The organism is Allomuricauda sp. XS_ASV26 (assembly GCF_041224615.1).
GTDB lineage: Bacteria > Bacteroidota > Bacteroidia > Flavobacteriales > Flavobacteriaceae > Flagellimonas > Flagellimonas alginolytica.
Genome location: NZ_JBGFGK010000031.1, coordinates 286,435 through 306,741, shown reverse-complemented (window position 1 = coordinate 306,741; position 20,307 = coordinate 286,435). Strand labels below are relative to the sequence as shown.

The following is a 20,307-nucleotide window of genomic DNA, read 5'->3' as shown; positions in this document are numbered from 1 at the left end:
AGAAAATATCGTGCCAAAATTACTAATTAATTAAATATGAGTTATTTACAAATTAGTAATACACAATTTTCCACTGATTAAAACTGCTGCCCGATGATGAAGTGCGTTTGCCAGCCACTTGGCCCTACAGATCCTGGACGAGCATCGCTATCGAAACCGTAACCAAAATCTATTCCCAAGAGACCGAATGCCGGCATAAAAATACGTAGCCCCACTCCGGCAGATCTTTTTAACTCAAACGGATTATAGTCATTAAAATTGTTGAAAGCGTTACCAGCTTCTAAAAATGATAGTGCATAAATGGATGCAGAAGGCTTTAAAGTTAGCGGATATCTCATCTCCAGGGAGAATTTATTATAAATGGTACCCCCGTCCTGCTCAAGATTTCCGGTTATGGCATTTGGAATATATGGTGTAAGCGACTGGTTTTCATACCCTCGCAATTGAACTACATCCCTACCGTCCAAAGTAAAGTTCCCTAGTCCGTCCCCACCGACATAGAAACGCTCGAACGGCACATCTCCTATATCGTGGTTGTAGGCTCCCAAAAAGCCAAACTCGGCGTTTGTGCGCAGCACCAATTTATCTACAAGGGTGGTGTACCAATCGCCTTTGAACTTGATTTTGTAATACTCCAACAATTTAAAGCGCTCTTCTTCAAATCGTTCCAAATCCTCTGCCAATTGCTCACGCTCCAATATTTCTTCCGCATCTGTGGAATTTTGTAATTCATCCAACCGCTCAAGGGTATTGTCGATATCATCTTTTAATTGACCGTAGTCCTTATTACTGAACAAAGAGTATGGCGGAGTAAACTTGGCCGTTAGTTCGAAGTTTGAACCTGTCATCGGGAAAATTCTACTTGGCCCCTGGGAACTCCTTGAAATACCAAAGGTATAACTCAGCGAATTGGAGTTACCATTACCAAAATTGAACAGTCCACTATTATAATCGTTAAAGTCGTACAACTGATAACTCAAGGAATGTGAAATAGTAAAAAAGTCATCTGGCCATTGCACTCTTTTTGCCAAACCAGCAGATACCCCTGTAATGGCAAATCCACGGGATTTATCCACATCCAATCTTCCATTTTGATCGAACCCGGTCGCAAATTGTTGGGTCCTGGATAGCGATAAATTAAATCGGACCGGTTTTTTGCCCCCCAACCATGGCTCCGAGAAGTTTAAACTATATACACGGAAAGTTCTACTCGCCTGTAAACGCAGAGCAAATGTTTGACCATCTCCCATGGGAACCGGCTGATAGGCCTCTTTGTTAAAAATATTCTTTAAGGAAAAATTACTGAAAGAAAGCCCAAGGGTCCCTATAAAACCTCCACCCCCAAAACCACCTTGGAGTTCAATTTGGCTGGATCCGGATTCTACCAAGCTATAGTTTACATCCACAGTTCCTTCGTTAGGGTTGGGATTGATAATGTCCGGCACGATCTGCTCTGCATCGAAAAATCCGAGTTGGCCCAATTCGCGAATGGTTCTAACAATATTGGCCTTGCTGTATTTTTGACCAGGCCTGGTTCGGATTTCCCTAAAAATAACGTGGTCATTGGTCTTGTCGTTTCCAGAAACCGTAACGTGGTCCAAGAATGTTTCCTTGCCTTCTATTATTCGAATCTCAAAATCGATGGTATCGTTTACTGCAGAAACTTCAACAGGGTTAATACTCGAAAACAGGTAACCGTTGTTCTGGTACAGATTGGTCAAGTCCTCTGCATCTGGCTTTGTATCGTCTGCGATACGTTCCTTTAACAGAACCCCATTGTAAGTATCACCTTTTTTGATACCTAAATATTGGGTCAGCATTCTATCGGTATAAACTGTGTTGCCCACAAAGTTGATATCCCCAAAATAATACTTGTCCCCTTCTTCGACAGAAATCACAAGGTCTATATTCTTTTCGTCGACCTTTACAAAGCTGTCGGACAGCACCCTGGCATCCCTATACCCTCTTTCCGCATAGGTGTCGACCAAATTGGACAGGTCTTCTTCAAAGTCGGCTTCGATGTATTTGGACTTTTTCCAGAAACGGTAAAACTTTTTCTTTTTAGTGTTTTTTAAAGACTTTTTGAGTCGCTTGTTGGAAAGTTTCTCATTGCCATCGAAAGTGATCTTGCGAATTTTAACCTTATCGCCTTTGTTTACATTGATGACCATGTTCTGCGTATTGGCCCCGGTAGTATCCGTAGCGGTGGCAATACTTACCTTTGCATTGAGGAAACCTTGTTTTTTGTACTTGTTCTGAAGGTAGTTCTTTGTGTTTGCGATCAAGCTCTCGGTAATTTTTTTACCTTTTTTAAGGTCGGTGTCGTCAATGATATCGTCCACCTTCCTTTTTTTGACACCATATACAGTGACATTGTTCAATGTTGGACGCTCCATAATATTGAGTTCCAGAAATATTTTGTCGTCCTCTACTTTGGTGTAGAACATTTCCACATTGCTGAACAAATCCAAGTTCCACAACTTTTTGATCACTGCACTTATTTCGTCACCAGGAACTTTGATGGGTTGACCTACCCGTAACCCTGTGTAACTTTTAACGGTTTGCTCGTTGTAACTCTGCAATCCAGTTACAGATAGTCCGCCCAAAATATATTGCTTGCCTTCCTCGAAAGTGGTTTCTTGGGCAACTGCCTGGGTGGATAGTAGTAATAAGGGGATAAAAAGGGTAGAAAGTATAGCGTTTGTGATACCCTTAGTTAAGTTGTTCGCTCGTTTTTCCAAATCGTCGTTCTCTATTTTGATAACTTATTATGGCCTCTACCAAATGACTTTCTCTAAAGTCGGGCCAAAATACATCAATAAAATATAATTCGGCGTATGCTATTTGCCAAAGTAAAAAATTACTTATCCTACATTCGCCGCTTGTGCGTATAAGTAGGTCTACATCAGGCAAAAAGTGCGTGTAAAGATGTGTATTTATAACTGTTTCATCAATATTTTCGGGGGAAATTATGTTATTTTTAACTTTGACCGCTATTTCTTGCACAGCTGTTTTTATCTCTTCCCTAGAGCCATAGCTCAATGCCAACGTAAGGGTCATCCCCGTATTGTTTTCAGTTTTGGACATTACCTCCGTAAGTTCTTTATAGACTTTTTTGGGCAGCGTGTCGATCTTACCTATGGCCTTTAACCTTATATTGTGCTTGGTCAAGGTCTTTAGTTCTTTTTTAAGGGCATTGACCAAAAGTCGCATCAAGGTATCGACCTCTGTTTTAGGGCGATTCCAATTTTCGGTGGAAAAAGCATATAGGGTAAGGTAAGGTATCTTGAGTTTGGCACAATTCTCAACGGCTTGGTTTACAGCGTCAACACCATTCTCGTGCCCGAACATACGGAGCTTTCCCCGTTGTTTTGCCCATCTACCGTTACCATCCATTATAATGGCAACATGTTGCGGCAGTTTATCTTTGTCTACTTCTTCTAGTGTGTACATTTTATTGAAAACAATCCTGGCAAGGTTTACGTCCAAAGGTATACGTTAAGGTTATACCTGTAAAAACGTACCAGTCATCGCTCAATATATTCCCAAAACGGAACTGTTCAAAATTGGAGCCCTCCGGGTTACTAGCGTCCAAATTATCCGTAAAGGTGTATCTGGCCCCGATCTCTGCTCCAAGAATCAAAAACTGATTTAAACGATACTTGGCCCCAACCGTCATTGGAATTGCAAAACTACCGTCTTTTTGGTTAATATCCTGCATTTGAAGGGCATCAATATAATTAAAATCGTACCTGAAGTAAGTAAAACCTGTGTAAAGGTATGGTGTAAAGGCCGGTCCGAGCTTGTGCAGGTTGTATTCCACAAAGTTAATTTCCAGTCCGGCAGAGAACTCCAAAATGGAATTATCCACTTTATACCCTCTTTGTTGCCTGGATTCCATACTGGATTTAGTGTCATCAGCCGTAACACTACCATAAAGTATACTGCCACGCCATGCATAGCGTTTGCCCTTGTTCCATTTAAATATTCCGCCAAATGCAGGTCCCGATGGTAAGATATAATTGGTCCTTCCCACATCCCCTATCATATTGGCCCCGCCGGCAAACACCCCTATCTCGTAGGTTTGCGCGCTCACTTTGATCACACAGCACAGAAAAACTGCCAAAACTATTCGCATACGATCCAAAAAGTTTCAAGTATTAAGAGTAAAGGAAGGTCTATAGTTGTACGTTTAAAATTGTCCTCCCTTGTTAAACAGTTTTTCGTTCTATTTATTGTTTTTATCCGTATCAATTGCGTTTATCTTCCCCCCAAAGTAATTTATTCCTCAAAGTTTTCAGGAAACTTTCCGATTTGTACTCAATCATTTTAACGGTAAAATCCGCTTTTTTGATTCGAATTTCCTTTCCGTTCGGAATATCTGCAATTCGCGAATCCAAGGATACCAAGTGCGTGTGTTCCCTACCGGAAACTTTTAACCTGATTTGTGTATTGTCCGAAATTACCAATGGCCTCGCATTGAGGTTGTGCGGCGCAATCGGTGTTAGCACCAACGATTTTGCAGAGGGCACCATTACAGGGCCACCACAACTCAAAGAGTAACCTGTTGACCCTGTTGGTGTGGAAACGATCAGGCCATCGGACCAATACGAGGTCAAATATTCATCGTCCAACCATGTTTCCACAGTGATCATAGAAGTGGTATCTTTTCTGCTCACCGTAATCTCGTTCAAGGCAAAATTGAGTCCGTTGAATTCGTCCAGCTCCGAATCGAGTTCCAGTTCCACCAAAGAACGCTCCTCTATAGTAAAATGCCCCGCTTGAAACTCGGTTACAAGTTTTCGGACATTTTCTTTTTTAAACGTGGACAAAAACCCCAGTCTCCCGGTATTTACACCAACAATAGGAATCCCATAGTCCTTAATATAGGTAACGGCCCGCAACATAGTTCCATCTCCACCAAAACTCACGAACATATCAAAAGATGGATCTAATCCTTTGGATTGGGTAAACGTACCTTTTATTTGTTCCTTGGTGATCGTTGCTACAAGCGCATAAAAAGATTCCTCTACATATATGGAAGCATTCAGTTTTTTCAACTCGTCCATTAGCTCCTCTACACAAAGTTGATCTTCCTTTTGAAAAGATTGACCGTATATGGCTACCTTCATACTAAACGTTAAGATATTTTTCCAGATAGTCGGAACGCTGCTTCAAATCTTCCAAGAACTGATCATCGCTGTTTCCGAACACAATAGTATAGTTGTACCGCCTAAAGGTCTGGGTGACCTCGTTTAGGCTTTGCGTACCTACCTTAAGGGTTATTTCCACAATATCATTGTGCGAATCGGTAATAAAGGCTCCCAACAAACGGGCATTATTGCCTTCTACGATTTGGGCTATCTCACTAAAAGAATAATCTTTTATCCCGATGGAAACCACCAATATAGCTCCAGGCTCCCTAAAAAAAGGCGTATCGATAAATACATCCACTATATCCTCCAGGTCGTAATACCCGATAATCAAACGGTCTGCGTCCAATACAGGCAGCACATTGGCCTCGTTACGGGAAAACATTTCCAAAACATCCAGCCAAGCAGTTTCCTTTGTCACAAAGAAATCCTCCATTTCAAACCTAAAATCCTCAATTTTCCTTTCCGCATCAAAACAGGGCAGATCGTTTTCTGACAGTAGCCCCAAATACGTTCCGTTCTCGGTAATTCCAACATGGGAAAATGTGGTTTCTTCAAAAAACGCAATAACATCTTTTAAAGTTTCCGACACATTGAAAACAGGAACCGTATTGATTATTTTATCTTGAATCTGCATATCTCTACTATTAAGTGCAAAATACTAATTTAAAATGGCAAAAGGCATGCCGAATTCTTATTTTTGACATTCTAAAAATGAACTCCATGACAAAGTTAAGTGTCAACATAAATAAACTGGCCACTTTAAGAAATTCCAGAGGCGGCAACGTACCCAACTTGATAACTTCCACCAAGGATATCGAATCTTTTGGCGCACAGGGCATCACCATACATCCGCGTCCGGACGAACGCCACATCCGTTACCAAGATGCCCGGGACCTAAAAAAAGTGGTCTCCACGGAATACAACATTGAGGGCAACCCCATTCCAAAATTCATTGATTTGGTACTTGAAACAAAACCCACGCAGGTCACCTTGGTGCCCGATGCTGAGGATGCCATAACCTCCAATGCCGGTTGGGACACTATAAAACACAAAGATTTTTTAGTGGATGTAATCAAAACCTTTAAAGAAAGTGGTATCCGCACTTCTATTTTTGTGGATCCCGACGTAGAAATGGTAAAAGCAGCGGCAGAAACCGGCACCGACCGCATTGAACTCTATACGGAAAGCTTTGCCGAAACGTTTGCCAAAGGCAACAAGAAAGGTAGCATTGCTCCATTTGTTGCAGCGGCCAAAATGGCACAGGAAGTTGGCCTTGGCCTAAATGCAGGTCACGACCTTAGCTTGGACAACATCAAGTTTTTTAAGGAACATATTCCTAACCTTTTAGAGGTATCCGTCGGTCACGCATTAATATGTGAGTCCATTTATTTAGGCCTCGAAAATGTAGTGAACATGTATTTAGATAGATTGAAATAATGCAAATATTACATTCAAAAATATTGGGCAAAGGCCAGCCACTTGTTATTCTTCATGGATTTCTGGGAATGTCCGACAACTGGAAAACCCTGGGCTCCAAATATGCCGAAAATGGATTCGAAGTACATTTGATAGATCAACGGAACCACGGCAAAAGTTTCCACTCCGAAGAGTTCAATTATGATGTATTGAGCAATGATGTGGTCACATACATGGAGCACCACAATGTGGAATCGGCATTGGTTATGGGACACTCCATGGGAGGCAAAACAGCCATGCAAATGGCAACATCCCACCCCAAAAAAGTGACCAAATTAATAGTGGCCGACATTGCCCCAAAATACTACCCCCCGCATCACGACTTTATTTTTAACGGGCTTTCACATTTGGACTTCAACACCATTTCGGATCGTCGAGAAGCTGATGATGAACTGGCCAAACACATAAAAGATAGGGGAATTAGACAGTTTCTTCTCAAAAACCTCTATTGGGTGGAAAAAGAAAAGCTAGGGTTCCGTTTCAACTTTGACGTACTCAAAAACCGCATGGAAGAAATAGGGGAAAATATATTTCCTTCCGCAGTTTATAATGGCCCCACATTATTTTTAAGAGGCGACCGCTCAGAATACATCCAACCTAACGACTACGACGAGATCAAAAGGCACTTCCCCATCGCCATTATCGAAACTATAGATAAAGCTGGACATTGGCTCCATGCAGAAAACCCCAAACAGTTTTTCGAAAAAAGCGATGCGTTTTTAAATTCATAAAATTGGCCTATATTTATTATGCATGCATAATTTTTTTACTCAATTTATTGCCTGTATGACAAATTTGATATAGATTTGGTTAGTTCTGGTTGTTACCATAACAATTAACATAAACTAACTGAAACAGATTTTTTGATATGAAAAAGTTGTATGCCTTACTCCCATTCTTAGGCTTATTCTTGATTGCATGTGAAGATGACACCCCGATCGACACACCAGACCCAACACCAGTAGAATATACTTCAGGAACAGCAGATTTTTCCAACTACGTAGCCATAGGCAACTCCTTGACCGCGGGCTTCTCGGACAATGCTTTATTTATTGACGGACAAACAGCATCTTTCCCCAATATGCTCGCCGCCAATTTCGCCCTTGCAGGAGGTGGAAGTTTTGAAATCCCTTTTATGGCCGATAATTTAGGAGGCATGACGCTTGGCGGAAACGTAGTTGCCGGCAACAGACTTATACTATCCTTCTTGGGCGCAAGCCCAAGTCCTGTACCTGCTGAAGGACAAGGCTCTACCGATGTAGCCGTTAAATTATCCGGAACATACAACAACATGGGTGTTCCTGGCGCCAAAAGCTATGAATTGTTAGCTCCGGGTTACGGAAGCGTCGCAGGGGTTGCCATGGGCACAGCCAATCCTTACTTCGCACGATTTTCATCCTCGGAGACCGCCACCGTCTTAGGTGATGCAGCAGCACAAGGCGCTACATTTTTCACCTTATGGGTCGGAGCGAACGATATTTTAATTTACGCAACGGGCGGCGGAACAGGAGTTGACCAAACAGGCAACTTGGACCCTAGCACCTATTCCAGAAGCGACATCACCGACCCCAACGTTTTCGCAGCCACCTTGGATGGTATTATTCAAACCATGACAGCCAACGGTGCAGGTGGCGTTATTGCCAACCTTCCCAACGTTACAGATATTCCTTATTTTACCACCGTGCCGCACAATCCAGTGCCTTTGGATGCTTCGACTGCTGCTTTTTTGAACAGCGCCGAAGGCTACGGAGCCTATAATGCAGGACTTGCACAATTACAAGGATTGGGTATAATCACAGAGGACGAACTGGCAAAGCGAACCATATCTTTCTCGGCAGGTGAAGGTAACGCTGTTGTAATTATCGATGAAGATTTGACCGATTTAACAGGCTACAACCCAGCTTTGATCAATATGAGGCAAGCCACCGAAGACGATTTAATGGTGCTTACCTCCAGAACATTCATCGGCACTCTTGCCGACCCGAACAACCCAACATCCATTAATGGAGTTGCCGTTCCCCTTGGAGACGAATGGGTTTTGACTCCAGAAGAACAGGCCACCGTGGAAACCGCATTAACAGCATACAACCAGACCATTTCAGGTTTGGCCACAGCCTACGACCTAGCTTTTGTAGATGCCAACGCCTTGCTGAACGAACTGAACACCAATGGTTTTCAGCAAGCAGATGGTAGCAATGTTGACGCAACTTTCGCAACAGGCGGAGGATTCTCTTTAGATGGGGTTCACCCGTCGCCAAGAGGCTACGCCATTGTTGCCAACGCTTTTATAGCGGCAATAAATTCAAAATACGGATCAAATTTACCCAACGTAAACCCATTGGATTACACCGGGTTATATATTGACTAAACAAACATTATTTTCTTATCTTAAGGGCACCGAATTTCGGTGCCTTTTTTTATTACTGACAAAACTAAATACTATGAAACTTATACTGAGACTTCTTTTAAATGCAATAGCCGTAGTAATTCTGAGCTATGTACTCCCCGGGGTCGGGGTCGACTCCATGATGACCGCCATTCTAGTGGCTGTTGTACTGAGCATCCTCAACTTCTTGGTAAAACCAATATTGGTAATTTTCACCTTGCCCATTACCATTCTTACTCTAGGGCTTTTTCTATTGGTCATCAATGCCATAATTATTCTATTGGCCGCAAAACTCATCGATGGATTTTATGTAAGTGGTTTTTGGTCGGCGGTAATCTTCAGTTTGTTGCTAGCAATTTTACAGGCCATTTTACACTCCATTTTAAAAGAAGATCAATAGAATTCATTTTGTTTGAGAACCAACGGTTTAAAAACTTGCCGACAATTCAAAAAAGACTTACTTTTGCATCCCATTTTTAGAAAGCAAATTAGGTAGGAAATGAATATAACCAAAGAGCAGATTGACGATCTTAATGCAGTAGTAAAGGTTGCCATAAGCAAAGAAGACTATCAAGACAAAGTAGAGAAAATCCTTAAGGATTACAGAAAACAGGCAAACATTCCTGGTTTTAGAAAAGGTCAAGTTCCTATGGGGCTTATCAAAAAGCAGTACGGCAAAGCTGTTTTGGTGGACGAAGTTAACAAACTGCTCCAAGACAATCTGAACAAATATCTTACCGAAGAAAAGTTGGATGTTCTTGGAAATCCGCTTCCAAAACAACAGGACGATTTTGATTGGGACAAAGACAATCTCGATTTTGAATTTGAACTGGGATTGGCACCGAGCTTCGACGTAAACTTGAAGACAAAAAAAGCAGTGACCCAATATAAAATTGTTGCCGATAAAAAAATGGTCGAGGAACAAGTAGAACGTATCCAAAAGCAATACGGAAAACTGATCTCCAAGTCCGAAGTTGGCAAAAAGGATGAAATTACCGGTACGTTCACCAATCAAGAAGAGGAAATAGAGAACAAGACCACTATCGAAATGGACAAGATCAAGGGCAAAAAAGCCATTGATGCCCTGGTAGGTAAAAAAGTGGGCGACACTGTGACCCTAGCAAGCAAAGGTCTTTTTAAAGAAGACTATTTGTTGTCGAGTGCCTTGGGAATTTCCGCAGACAAAGCCGATGGCCTTAAGATCGATGTTACCTTTACAATAGAAGAGATCAACGAAAGAGAACCAGCTGCCCTGGACCAAGAACTTTTCGACAAATTGTTTGGCGAAGGAAAAGTAAGTTCCGAAAAAGAACTGAAGGACAAGATCAAAGAAGACTCTGAAAAGCAGTTTGAACAACAAGCCGATCAGAAGTTATTGAACGATATCACCGAAAAATTAATTGACGAAACCAAATTCGAGCTTCCGTCCGAGTTCCTTAAAAAGTGGATTCAAATCAGTGGAGAAAACCCCTTGACCGAGGATGAAGCCAAAGAAGAGTTCGAAAAATCAGAAAAAGGACTTCGTTACCAATTGATCGAAGGGAAAATCATTCAAGAGAACGATCTTCAGGTTCAGTTCGATGAACTTAAGGAGTTCGCCAAAGGCTTCATTAAGTCCCAAATGGCTCAATATGGCCACATGGACCCAAAAGAAGAAGAACTGGAAAGTGTTGCCGCAAGGGTAATGAGCAACCAGGACGAAGTAAAAAGATTGTCCGAACAATTGATGAGCCAAAAACTTTTGGACCTTTATAAGGAAAAAGCCAACCTTAAGATCAAGGAGGTGTCCTATGAAGATTTCATCAAGGAAGCGTACAGCTAAGATTCCACTAAAAGAAAATTAAGTATCTTTACGGTGCCGAAAAGCCAATTTTTCGGCACCTTTTTTTTAAGATAAATCGAGTCATATCCTATGGATTACGGAAAAGAATTCAAAAACTACGCTACCAAGCACCATGGTATAAACAGCATGTACTATGACCAGATCATGAGTACAATGTATCCCATAAACATGACCCCGAACATTATTGAAGAAAGGCAATTGAACGCGGTTGCCATGGACGTTTTCTCCAGATTGATGATGGATAGGATTATTTTTATGGGAACCGGGATCAATGATCAGGTGGCCAATATTATACAAGCACAACTACTGTTCTTGGAAAGTGCTGATGCTTCCAAGGACATCCAAATCTATATCAACTCTCCGGGAGGAAGCGTATATGCCGGTCTAGGCATTTACGACACCATGCAGTTTATTAAACCCGATGTTGCTACCATTTGCACGGGTATCGCCGCATCTATGGCAGCCGTTTTGCTATGTGCCGGACAAGAGGGCAAGCGGAGCGGATTGCCCCACTCAAGGGTAATGATCCATCAGCCACTGTCCGGAGCACAAGGACAAGCAAGCGATATTGAAATTGCAGCCCAAGAAGTCTTAAAGATCAAGGACGAGTTATATGAAATCATTTCCAAGCACTCAGGTCAGAGTTTCGACAAAGTTTATGAAGACAGTGATCGTGATTTCTGGATGAAGGCCCCAGAAGCCAAAGCGTACGGAATGATCGACGAAATATTAGTAAGGGAAAAGTAAAACTTCTCAATAGATTACAAAACAACCAGTTAACACAGAACAAATCCATTATTTTTGCGTTATTGATGGTTGAAGAATAAAATTTTATGGCAAAGGAAAATTTGGAATGTTCTTTTTGTGGAAGAAAAAAACCGGAAACCAATTTATTGATCGCCGGTCTGGATGCGCATATTTGCGATAGATGTATAGAACAAGCCCACAGTATTGTGGCCGAAGAGTCCAAACAAACTAAAAATCAAGATCTATCATCCGAGTTGGTATTAAAAAAACCAATGGAGATCCACGATTTCTTGGACACTTTTGTAATCGGACAGGAACGCACCAAAAAGGTTATGTCCGTAGCCGTCTACAACCACTATAAAAGATTATTGCAGCCCAAAGGCAAGGACGAGGAAATCGAAATCCAAAAGAGCAACATTATAATGGTAGGGCAAACAGGTACGGGCAAGACCCTTATCGCCAAGACCATTGCCAAAATGCTCAACGTACCCCTTGCCATTGTAGATGCTACAGTTTTAACGGAAGCCGGTTATGTAGGAGAGGACGTTGAAAGCATTTTGACCCGTTTGCTGCAGGCTGCCGATTATAACTTGGAAAAAGCAGAGCGCGGGATTGTATTTATTGACGAAATAGACAAAATTGCCCGTAAAAGCGATAATCCATCGATTACCCGAGATGTATCGGGCGAAGGAGTACAACAGGGACTCCTAAAACTATTGGAAGGCACAACGGTCAACGTGCCGCCCAAAGGTGGACGCAAACACCCGGACCAAAAATTTATCGAGGTAAATACCGAGAATATCCTATTTGTTGCCGGTGGTGCTTTTGATGGTATCGAACGTATCATCACCAAACGATTAAACATGCAGGCAGTTGGGTACAGTGCTTCCAAGGCCGAAGAAAATCTGGATCAAGAAAACATACTCCAATATATTATACCAAAAGATTTAAAGGAATTCGGACTTATTCCAGAGATTATAGGAAGACTTCCTGTACTGACACACATGAATCCTTTGGATGCAAAAACCTTGCGCGCCATTTTAACGGAGCCTAAAAATGCCATCATAAAACAGTACGAAAAACTGTTCGCCATGGACGATATTAAATTCTCCATTACCGATCAGGCATTGGATTACATTGTAGAAAAAGCTGTGGAATATAAACTTGGTGCACGTGGATTGCGCTCTTTGTGCGAAGCCATTTTTACAGACGCCATGTTTACCCTACCAAGCAGCGATGAAACAGAATTCAAGGTTACCAAAGGATACGCAGAGAAAAAACTGTCCTACGAAACAGTTAAAAAACTAAAAGCGGTCTCCTAGACCGCTTTTTTTGTAATATTTTCCAATAACAACAAACTTACATCAGAGATAATCTTTTCATCCGAGTAAAGGGTGTGCCCAAAATTTGGTACAATCTTTAGATTGGCCCCAACACTTTTGGCCCATTTCATTCCTGGCTTTAATTGATCACATTCCCCATAGATCAGTTGCACACCGGATGGAGCTATTTGGTTTTCCCCCTCTATTCCAGTGGCCGAAATAGCGGTTATCGTCTTGGTGGGCAAACCTTGTAGAGCAGCTTTGTAAACAACGGCGGCACCAGTACCGAAGGCTAAATAATGGGCCTTCTCCGATTCTTTTCTCAATAAGTTGGCTACCGCTCTCTCCAGACCTTCTTCTTTAAAGGCCTTATCTATATTCTCCTCCGAATAGATGGAAACCTCCACATTTCCCAATTGCTGGCAATCGTGAAATTCAATATCATAATACTGCTGCAAGTAGCCAAAGTAAGAGGCGATCCAAAGACCTTTTTTGGCTCCCCATTTATCCGAGATAACAACAAGCTTTTCCGACATGACTTTTAATGGTTTAGTGTTTTTAAAGTATTGATAGGGGAAAGTTCTTTAATAAACGGCCCAAATCCACTTTTATTTGTTCAAGAGAAAAGTTTTTACGACGAAAGGGATTATTTTACGAAAACGTTTTCGTTACTTCTGTACTGGTTCCTGATGATACCGTAAATCTGGCTTACCCCTTGTTCATTTGAAGAAGTTCCTCGAGGCAATCGCGATCATTGGACAATCTTGGAATTTTATGTTGACCACCCAATTTATTCTTGGATTTCAGCCATTGATGAAACAAATTCTCTTTGGCCAAATGCACCTTTGGCATGTTCAAGGTTATGTTGTTGTACCTTTTGGCCTCGTAGTCAGAGTTGAGTGATTTTAATGCATTGTCCAACATTTCAGTGAAATAGCCGACATCTTTCGGTGGTTTTCTAAACTCGATCATCCATTCGTGCGCCCCTTTTTCCTTTCCTGCCATAAAAATGGGAGCTGCGGTATAATCCATAATTTCAGCCTCGGTTTTTAAACAGACTTGCTTTAAGGCTTCCTCGGCATTTTCAATGATCAATTCTTCACCAAACACATTAATATGGTGTTTAGTTCTCCCGGTAATCTTTATCCGATAGGGATTTTTGCTCGTAAACCTCACCGTATCCCCAATTTTATATCGCCATAGGCCGGCATTGGTGGTGATGACCATAGCATAGTTCACTCCGGTTTCCACTTCCCAAAGCGGAATGGCCTTATCCCCTTCTCCATAAGCGTGCATAGGAATAAATTCATAAAATATTCCATAGTCCAACATCAACAGTAATTCGTCGGAACTGTTTTGATCTTGAATCCCAAAAAAGCCTTCCGATGCATTATAAGTTTCATAGTAGTTGAACTTTTTGCGGGGCAACAATTTTTTATATTGATTCTTATATGGGGTAAAACTCACACCTCCATGAAAGTACACCTCTAAATTCTCCCAAAGTTCGAACAAGTGGTTCTTTCCCGTTTTTTCCAAAACTTGGTTGAGCAATACCAACATCCAAGAGGGTACGCCTGCCAAACTGGTCACATTTTCCCTAATACTTTCTTCGATAATGGCCTCCAGCTTGGATTCCCATTCGGTCATTAGGGAGACTTTGTTACTGGGCGTACTGCTATATTCTGCCCAAAGAGGCATATTATCGATCAAAATGGCCGAAAGGTCACCAAAAAAAGTCCCATTGTCCTCGTACAGCTCTTTACTCCCTCCCAGACGGAGACTTTTACCCGTGAACAATTGTGAATTTTCGTTATTATTTAAATAAAGGCACAACAGGTCTTTACTGGATTTGTAGTGACAGTCTTCCAGGGCCTCTCCACTTACTGGGATAAATTTGCTTTTTGCATTGGTGGTCCCGCTGCTCTTGGCAAACCATTTTATAGAAGTGGGCCAGAAAAGGTTCTGTTCCCCACGACGGGTACGCTCGATCATCGGGGCAATATCTTCATAGGTCACTATGGGAACCCTATTGCGGAATTCATCATACTTTGGCAGGTCCGGAAAACCATATTGCCTACCGATCATGGTGTCCTTGGAAAAATCCAAAAGCTTGCGCAACACCTCATCCTGAACATCCAGTGGATATTTTAAAAAAAGTTCAATTTGGTGATAACGTTTGCGTAACAACCAAGAAGCGATGGAGTTGAATAATGGTATTGGCATTTTAGGTATCTTTAACCTGGAAAATTAGATTGGTGCAACAGCTAAAATAACTTTTCTAACACTCATTTTCAAATAAGTCAAATACATTCAATCCAAAAATGCTGTACGAAGGAGTCCTAAGAAAAATGAAAACCGAAATCGGAAACCCCATCCAGTATTTTTTGGTTTTCGAGAACGATTTTATCAATATGAACCAAGCCTTGGACAAAGAGGTTCAAATAGATTTTATCAAATTTCAGTGTTTGAACTGTGGCAGAGACCTGCCTATTTTCCGACAAGGCTTTTGCAAGACGTGCTTTTTTGAAACTCCACTTGCCGGAGATTGGATCATGAAACCGGAATTGAGCACGGCACATTTGGACAAAGCGGACCGTGACCTTGAATTCGAGAAAAAAATGCAGTTACAGCCACACATTGTTTACTTGGCGAACTCCAGCAATGTAAAAGTAGGCGTTACCCGAAAATCCCAAGTGCCGACACGATGGATAGACCAAGGCGCCCACGAAGCCATTGAAATTATGGAAGTGCCCAATCGATATTTGGCAGGCATTACCGAGGTTGCCCTTAAAGCGCACGTGAGCGACAAGACCAGCTGGCAAAAAATGCTTAAAAATGATATCGAGGACGTGGATCTAGTGGAATGGAGGGAGAAGCTGAAATCCAGTATTCCCGAAGAAACCATTGCCTACTTTATAAACGATAAGCAAGAAACCTTATTGGAGTTTCCCGTGCTTCAATATCCAGAAAAGGTAAAAAGCCTCAATTTGGACAAGACCCCAAGTTACAAAGGAACCTTAAAGGGCATAAAAGGCCAATACCTTATTTTTGATGACAATACAGTCTTCAATGTTAGGAGTAGCGAAGGCTACTTTGTAGGTATAAACATCAGCTGACCAATCCATTCCAAAATGCTCAAGTTTTTCAGAAAAATCAGGAAGGAATTGATAGCCGAGAAAAAAGTCAGCAATTACATTCTTTACGCCATAGGGGAAATTGTTCTGGTGGTCATCGGGATTTTGATCGCACTGGCCATAGATAACGCCAATGAGCAAGGTATCAAACGGGAAAAAGAGCAGATTTACCTTATGGGACTTCGGGATGAGTTCGAGACCAGCCAAACCAAATTAAAAGAACTTATATCCTTCAACAGGCAAAGCTATGAGGACTCTAAAACAATTTTGGTCTATATGGTCGACCCCAAAAACCTGCCCGATGAGCAAGAGCTCGCCAATTTGCTGTATAACGCCTTGGCTTTCGATATTTCGTTCAACCCCAACAATTCCCTTTTGATGGAAATGATCAATTCGGGTAGTTTAAAAGACATCTCCAATCCACGCCTTCGCATCCTTTTGACCAATTGGATTTCCAACATCGAGGACATATCGAAGCAAGAAATGATGCTGGCCAATGAGCGGGACAAGATACTGGATATGTTCCGCAGCGAACAAAATAGCATTAAAACGCTGTATGACCTCACAGGGGTCTCCGATGAATTGGGGATTCCCGCTAGTTCGGACCGAACGAGCAACCGTAATCTTTTAAAGTCGAAAGAGTTTGAGAACAATATGCTCATGTTCATACTAACCAGTATCAAAACGGAAACGTTACATTACAATCCATTGATGCAAAGTATAGATGAGATTCTGAAAACCATCGACAACGAAATCAAGGAATAAAAAAGGGCGATTTTAAAATCGCCCTTCTCATTTAATTCACTGTATCCTTTTTCTTTTTTCCGAGCAGCCCGCCCAATATGGATTTGGCCGCATTTTTAACCTCATCCTTTTCTGTTTTGCTCGTATCCGTTGCCGTAGTATCCTTTTTTCCTCCAAGAATGTTGCCAATGGCCTCTTTTACGCCGCCAGATGTGGTCTTGGTAGTATCGGCTTCATCTTTTTTAAAGACATCGGACAATAGGTCTTTGGCCTTATCCTTTCCTTGACTCACCAATTTCTGCTTTTGCATTTCCACCAACTTACCGGTCAGTGTTTTTACACTCGAAGTCATATCGGTGTTCACGGACGGGTTTGTAAAACTACCTCCAATATTGGCGGTAACGGGAATGGTTACTTCTCCCAAGCTTTGATCGTTCATTTGCGCGATAAGTTTGTTCACTTCTGCACCCAAGTATTTAGCAGGTACGTCCAGAGTGGCTTTGTATTGCATCTGCCTATCAAAAGTATGGCTACCGTCGACATTTATATTGATATCTTTATACTTTAAGGTAAAAGGTTTTACTTTAACTGCCCCATTTTCAAAGCTCAAAGCGGTTTTAAGTCCGTCCAAATTGATTTGCTTTGTATCCAAAAAATTGAGCTTATTATCCAAAGAAGACACCAAAGGTGCTTTCTGTGCATCCAACTTGGGAGAAATCAATTCCGCTAGCAGATTTCCGGAAATGGTTGCCAAATTAGGGGTAAAATCCTCTTTTAGGTTACCCGATATCTTAATATCCGAATTGAGTTTACCTGTCAATGCACTCGCCAAAGGGGTTAACACTTTAAACAGTTCCAGACCAGCAAAAGATTCGCCAATATTAAAATTGTTCATACCGAGGCTTACATCGAATGTAGAAGTCTCTTGTTTGGTGGATACCGCCCCAGAAAGTCCCATAGTACCCCCGAATAAATCCGAAGTAAGATTGTTCACAGTAGCGGTTTCGTCTTTGATCACCAATGTCCCTTTTACATTTTTTAGATCAAGGTTATCGTAGATCACGGTATTTGCAGTAGCATCTATGGTACAATCCAAAAAAGATGGTATTTTGATACGTTCTTCTCCAGCAATTGCAGTTTCCTCGGTCTTTGACAGGTTTTCATCTGCCGTTTCCTCGACCATAAAATCGTTCAGTGAAAATTGGTTCGAGTTCAAGGAAAACCTACCTTCAATATTTTCATTGTTGAACATAAAACCCAGTAAATTTGTTAAAGTTCCCTTGGCGGCAAAATCCGTACTTCCCGTTTTACCTTCAAAAGAATCCAATGTAACGGTATTGGGATTAAAGGTAAGGGCCGCTTTGTTTATGGCTACAGGGTTTTTAAGCTCCTGCGAAGCATACTCAAAACCGGTCAAAGATGCTTTACCACTGGTTTTGGTGTTCTGATATTGTTTCTTTTCCAAAGAAGCCATATCGAAAGATGTGGATACGTCGGCATTCAATATGCCTTTAAGGTTATAATCGTCCGGCACAGGATATGCTTGGGAGATGTTCGCCAAGTTTATCCTACCGTCCATGTCGGCGTCTACCTTGGTATTGCCCATTACATCCCTAATCTTGGCCTTAAGATTGAATTTATCCTCATCTATGGCAAAAGAGAGTCTGTTAATATCGACATAGGTATCTTCCGTAATACCAGTTTCGTTGTTGATCTCGGTGTCTATATGCACATTACGGACAGATTTGGGCAAATCGGGAAACTTGAAGGATGCATTATCCGAATTGATCGCAATTTTAAAGGTCGGTATATGCTCTTCATCTACTACTCCTTTAAACACTCCATTCACCTCAAAATTTCCGGTGGTCCGTACATTTTCTATGTTACCGGCATAGGCTTCCGGGATTACAGCCAAAAAGTTTTTAAAGTCGGAAGAAGGTGTTTTAAATGTAATGTCCACCTCTTGGTTTTCCTCGTTCACCTTAACAAAGCCATCAAAAACCAGTGGCAATTGGTTCACCAAGGCCTTATTTTCCAAAAAGGTATATTTGTTTTCGCTCAGATCTATTCCGATTAGCGCATCTAGATTGATTTTGTTTTTGTTCAGATATTTTGTGCCATCCATCTCAAAGGATACCAGAGCATCGGTAAGGGTCTTTAGCTCCGATTTTTCCAAAGACAGGTCTCCCGTCCCGCTATGATTCATTTCGATAATAGTCAAGAGCATACCACTTGCCATATCCTCATAAACAATTTCGGTATTGTTTATCGCATAGGAGTCCATATTCAATGTAAAACTACTATCAGGATCGCCTGTGGGGTCGGACGTTGGTTCGTTGCTCTCTTTGGCTATATCGTAATTCGCATTGCCTTCCACGTCGGTTTTGATGTGCAACTTGGCTTCATCCACATCCAAAGTTTTGATCACTATCGGCTCATCTGCGGATTTGAACAGTTCTTTAATCGACATGGACAATGCGATCTTGGAAGTAGCAAAAAGGGTATCGCCTTCGAAAGGGGCCTTATTGATCAAGGACAATTGGGTAAGCTCCACATGGGCATTGGGAAAGTTCTTGAGAAGACTTAGGTCGGCATCCTCAAAATCCAAAGTGGCATTAATGCTGTTGTTGACCTTTGTCTTGATAATTTCTTCAATCTTACCTTGAAGAAATAAAGGGACGGCAATACTAATTGCGAGTAGGATAAGTAGGGTTATTCCAGTAATTTTTAGGACTTTTTTCTTCATACTTGGGTGTTTTACAACAAATTAAAGGAGAAGCATCAATCCAAAGAAATTTCCTCTCCTATTTTTAAGTTAAATCTTTTTCTCATCAGATATACGAAAAAATAGAGCAAAGGGGTGTCGAGAAGGGCTATCATCATTTTAAAAATTACCCCACTAATGAGTAATCCATAAAACTTGTCCCACGGCAGTACACCAAAAAGGCACAATAGCCCTACCACAGTGAATGTGTCTATAAATTGAGAAGAAAATGTTGAGAAATTATTTCGGAGCCACAACATTTTCCCTTTGGTCAGGCGTTTCCAAAAGTGATAAATGGTAATATCGATATACTGGGCGCCCAAGTAAGCCAGCATGGATGCCAAAACCCCTAATGGGGACAGGCCAAAAACGGTGGTAAAAGTGGTATTGTCCACCGGTGAGCTGGGAATGGCACTGGAGTAGTTGGCCACTAAAATTATCGCCATGGAAAAAAACGAAGCGAAAATTCCTGCGGTGACCACTTGATTGGCCTTTTTTTGACCATAGATCTCGGAAATGAGGTCTGTGATCAAAAAGGTTATCGGGTATGGCAAAATACCTACCGAAAGTTCAAAAAGTGGTGCACCGAATACGGAGACATCCCCAAAAGGGCTCCAAGAGAAAAATTTTTGAAAGATTAAATTGGATACCACCAAAGAAGTTATGAACATTGCTCCTAAATACAGATAAATGGAAAATGCCTTCTTCTTGTCTTTTTGCGTCATTATGGTTAAA

The 20,307-nt window shown here is 41.5% G+C and carries 18 protein-coding genes; 9 read left to right on the top strand and 9 right to left on the bottom strand.

Annotated features, from left to right (window positions below):
- Positions 1-77 precede the first annotated feature (77 nt).
- The 5 genes from AB9K32_RS08845 to AB9K32_RS08825 form a co-directional block, all read right to left on the bottom strand.
- Positions 78-2,741 carry an outer membrane protein assembly factor gene (locus tag AB9K32_RS08845; RefSeq protein WP_224835388.1) on the bottom strand — a complete coding sequence of 888 codons (2,664 nt, stop codon included), beginning with the start codon at positions 2,739-2,741 and terminating at the stop codon, positions 78-80.
- Positions 2,713-3,453, bottom strand: a complete 741-nt coding sequence (locus AB9K32_RS08840; RefSeq protein ID WP_224835389.1) for an isoprenyl transferase — start codon at positions 3,451-3,453, stop codon at positions 2,713-2,715. The genes AB9K32_RS08845 and AB9K32_RS08840 overlap by 29 nt, the downstream gene beginning before the upstream one ends.
- A gap of 1 nt (position 3,454) precedes the next feature.
- Positions 3,455-4,138: a DUF6089 family protein gene (locus tag AB9K32_RS08835; protein WP_224835390.1), complete on the bottom strand. Its 684-nt coding sequence runs from the start codon at positions 4,136-4,138 to the stop codon at positions 3,455-3,457.
- A 112-nt stretch (positions 4,139-4,250) separates the two neighbouring features.
- The gene (locus AB9K32_RS08830; protein WP_224835391.1) at positions 4,251-5,132 is read right to left on the bottom strand and encodes an NAD kinase; all 882 of its coding nucleotides are present in this window, start codon (positions 5,130-5,132) and stop codon (positions 4,251-4,253) included.
- Between the two features lies 1 nt (position 5,133).
- Positions 5,134-5,790, bottom strand: coding sequence for a CBS domain-containing protein (locus AB9K32_RS08825; RefSeq protein ID WP_369884969.1), 657 nt, complete (start codon positions 5,788-5,790; stop codon positions 5,134-5,136).
- An 86-nt stretch (positions 5,791-5,876) separates the two neighbouring features.
- On the opposite strand from AB9K32_RS08825, the gene AB9K32_RS08820 reads away from it, so the two are divergent.
- The 7 genes from AB9K32_RS08820 (at position 5,877) to clpX (ending at position 12,930) form a co-directional block, all read left to right on the top strand.
- Positions 5,877-6,593 (top strand): pyridoxine 5'-phosphate synthase, encoded by a 717-nt coding sequence (locus AB9K32_RS08820; RefSeq protein ID WP_369884968.1) that lies wholly within the window; start codon positions 5,877-5,879, stop codon positions 6,591-6,593.
- Positions 6,593-7,363, top strand: coding sequence for an alpha/beta fold hydrolase (locus AB9K32_RS08815; RefSeq protein WP_369884967.1), 771 nt, complete (start codon positions 6,593-6,595; stop codon positions 7,361-7,363). Before AB9K32_RS08820 ends, AB9K32_RS08815 begins: the two co-directional genes overlap by 1 nt.
- Positions 7,364-7,500: 137 nt before the next feature.
- On the top strand, positions 7,501-9,000 hold the full coding sequence (locus AB9K32_RS08810; protein ID WP_369884966.1) for a G-D-S-L family lipolytic protein: 1,500 nt from the start codon (positions 7,501-7,503) through the stop codon (positions 8,998-9,000).
- Positions 9,001-9,073: 73 nt separating this feature from the next.
- Positions 9,074-9,418: a phage holin family protein gene (locus tag AB9K32_RS08805; RefSeq protein WP_252079029.1), complete on the top strand. Its 345-nt coding sequence runs from the start codon at positions 9,074-9,076 to the stop codon at positions 9,416-9,418.
- A gap of 99 nt (positions 9,419-9,517) precedes the next feature.
- Positions 9,518-10,840, top strand: coding sequence for a trigger factor (gene tig / locus AB9K32_RS08800; protein ID WP_224835397.1), 1,323 nt, complete (start codon positions 9,518-9,520; stop codon positions 10,838-10,840).
- 90 nt (positions 10,841-10,930) lie between these two features.
- Positions 10,931-11,608: an ATP-dependent Clp endopeptidase proteolytic subunit ClpP gene (clpP, locus tag AB9K32_RS08795; protein WP_369884965.1), complete on the top strand. Its 678-nt coding sequence runs from the start codon at positions 10,931-10,933 to the stop codon at positions 11,606-11,608.
- 86 nt (positions 11,609-11,694) lie between these two features.
- Complete coding sequence (clpX, locus tag AB9K32_RS08790; protein ID WP_369884964.1) at positions 11,695-12,930, top strand: ATP-dependent Clp protease ATP-binding subunit ClpX; 1,236 nt, start codon at positions 11,695-11,697, stop codon at positions 12,928-12,930.
- Here the strand turns inward: clpX and AB9K32_RS08785 are convergent.
- The gene (locus tag AB9K32_RS08785; RefSeq protein ID WP_293296580.1) at positions 12,927-13,466 is read right to left on the bottom strand and encodes a hypothetical protein; all 540 of its coding nucleotides are present in this window, start codon (positions 13,464-13,466) and stop codon (positions 12,927-12,929) included. The genes clpX and AB9K32_RS08785 overlap by 4 nt on opposite strands.
- Before the next feature lie 172 nt (positions 13,467-13,638).
- A complete protein-coding gene (locus AB9K32_RS08780) occupies positions 13,639-15,153 on the bottom strand; it encodes a GH3 auxin-responsive promoter family protein (RefSeq protein ID WP_224835401.1) in 1,515 nt (504 codons plus the stop codon).
- A gap of 98 nt (positions 15,154-15,251) precedes the next feature.
- On the opposite strand from AB9K32_RS08780, the gene AB9K32_RS08775 reads away from it, so the two are divergent.
- The gene (locus tag AB9K32_RS08775; protein ID WP_224835402.1) at positions 15,252-16,046 is read left to right on the top strand and encodes a DUF2797 domain-containing protein; all 795 of its coding nucleotides are present in this window, start codon (positions 15,252-15,254) and stop codon (positions 16,044-16,046) included.
- A gap of 15 nt (positions 16,047-16,061) precedes the next feature.
- Positions 16,062-16,829: a DUF6090 family protein gene (locus AB9K32_RS08770; RefSeq protein ID WP_224835403.1), complete on the top strand. Its 768-nt coding sequence runs from the start codon at positions 16,062-16,064 to the stop codon at positions 16,827-16,829.
- Positions 16,830-16,860: 31 nt separating this feature from the next.
- Here AB9K32_RS08770 and AB9K32_RS08765 read toward each other — a convergent pair whose 3' ends face one another.
- Together AB9K32_RS08765 and AB9K32_RS08760 are read right to left on the bottom strand one after the other, a co-directional pair.
- Positions 16,861-19,554 (bottom strand): AsmA-like C-terminal region-containing protein, encoded by a 2,694-nt coding sequence (locus tag AB9K32_RS08765; protein ID WP_369884963.1) that lies wholly within the window; start codon positions 19,552-19,554, stop codon positions 16,861-16,863.
- Between the two features lie 35 nt (positions 19,555-19,589).
- The gene (locus AB9K32_RS08760; protein WP_293296590.1) at positions 19,590-20,297 is read right to left on the bottom strand and encodes a queuosine precursor transporter; all 708 of its coding nucleotides are present in this window, start codon (positions 20,295-20,297) and stop codon (positions 19,590-19,592) included.
- Positions 20,298-20,307: the final 10 nt, after the last annotated feature.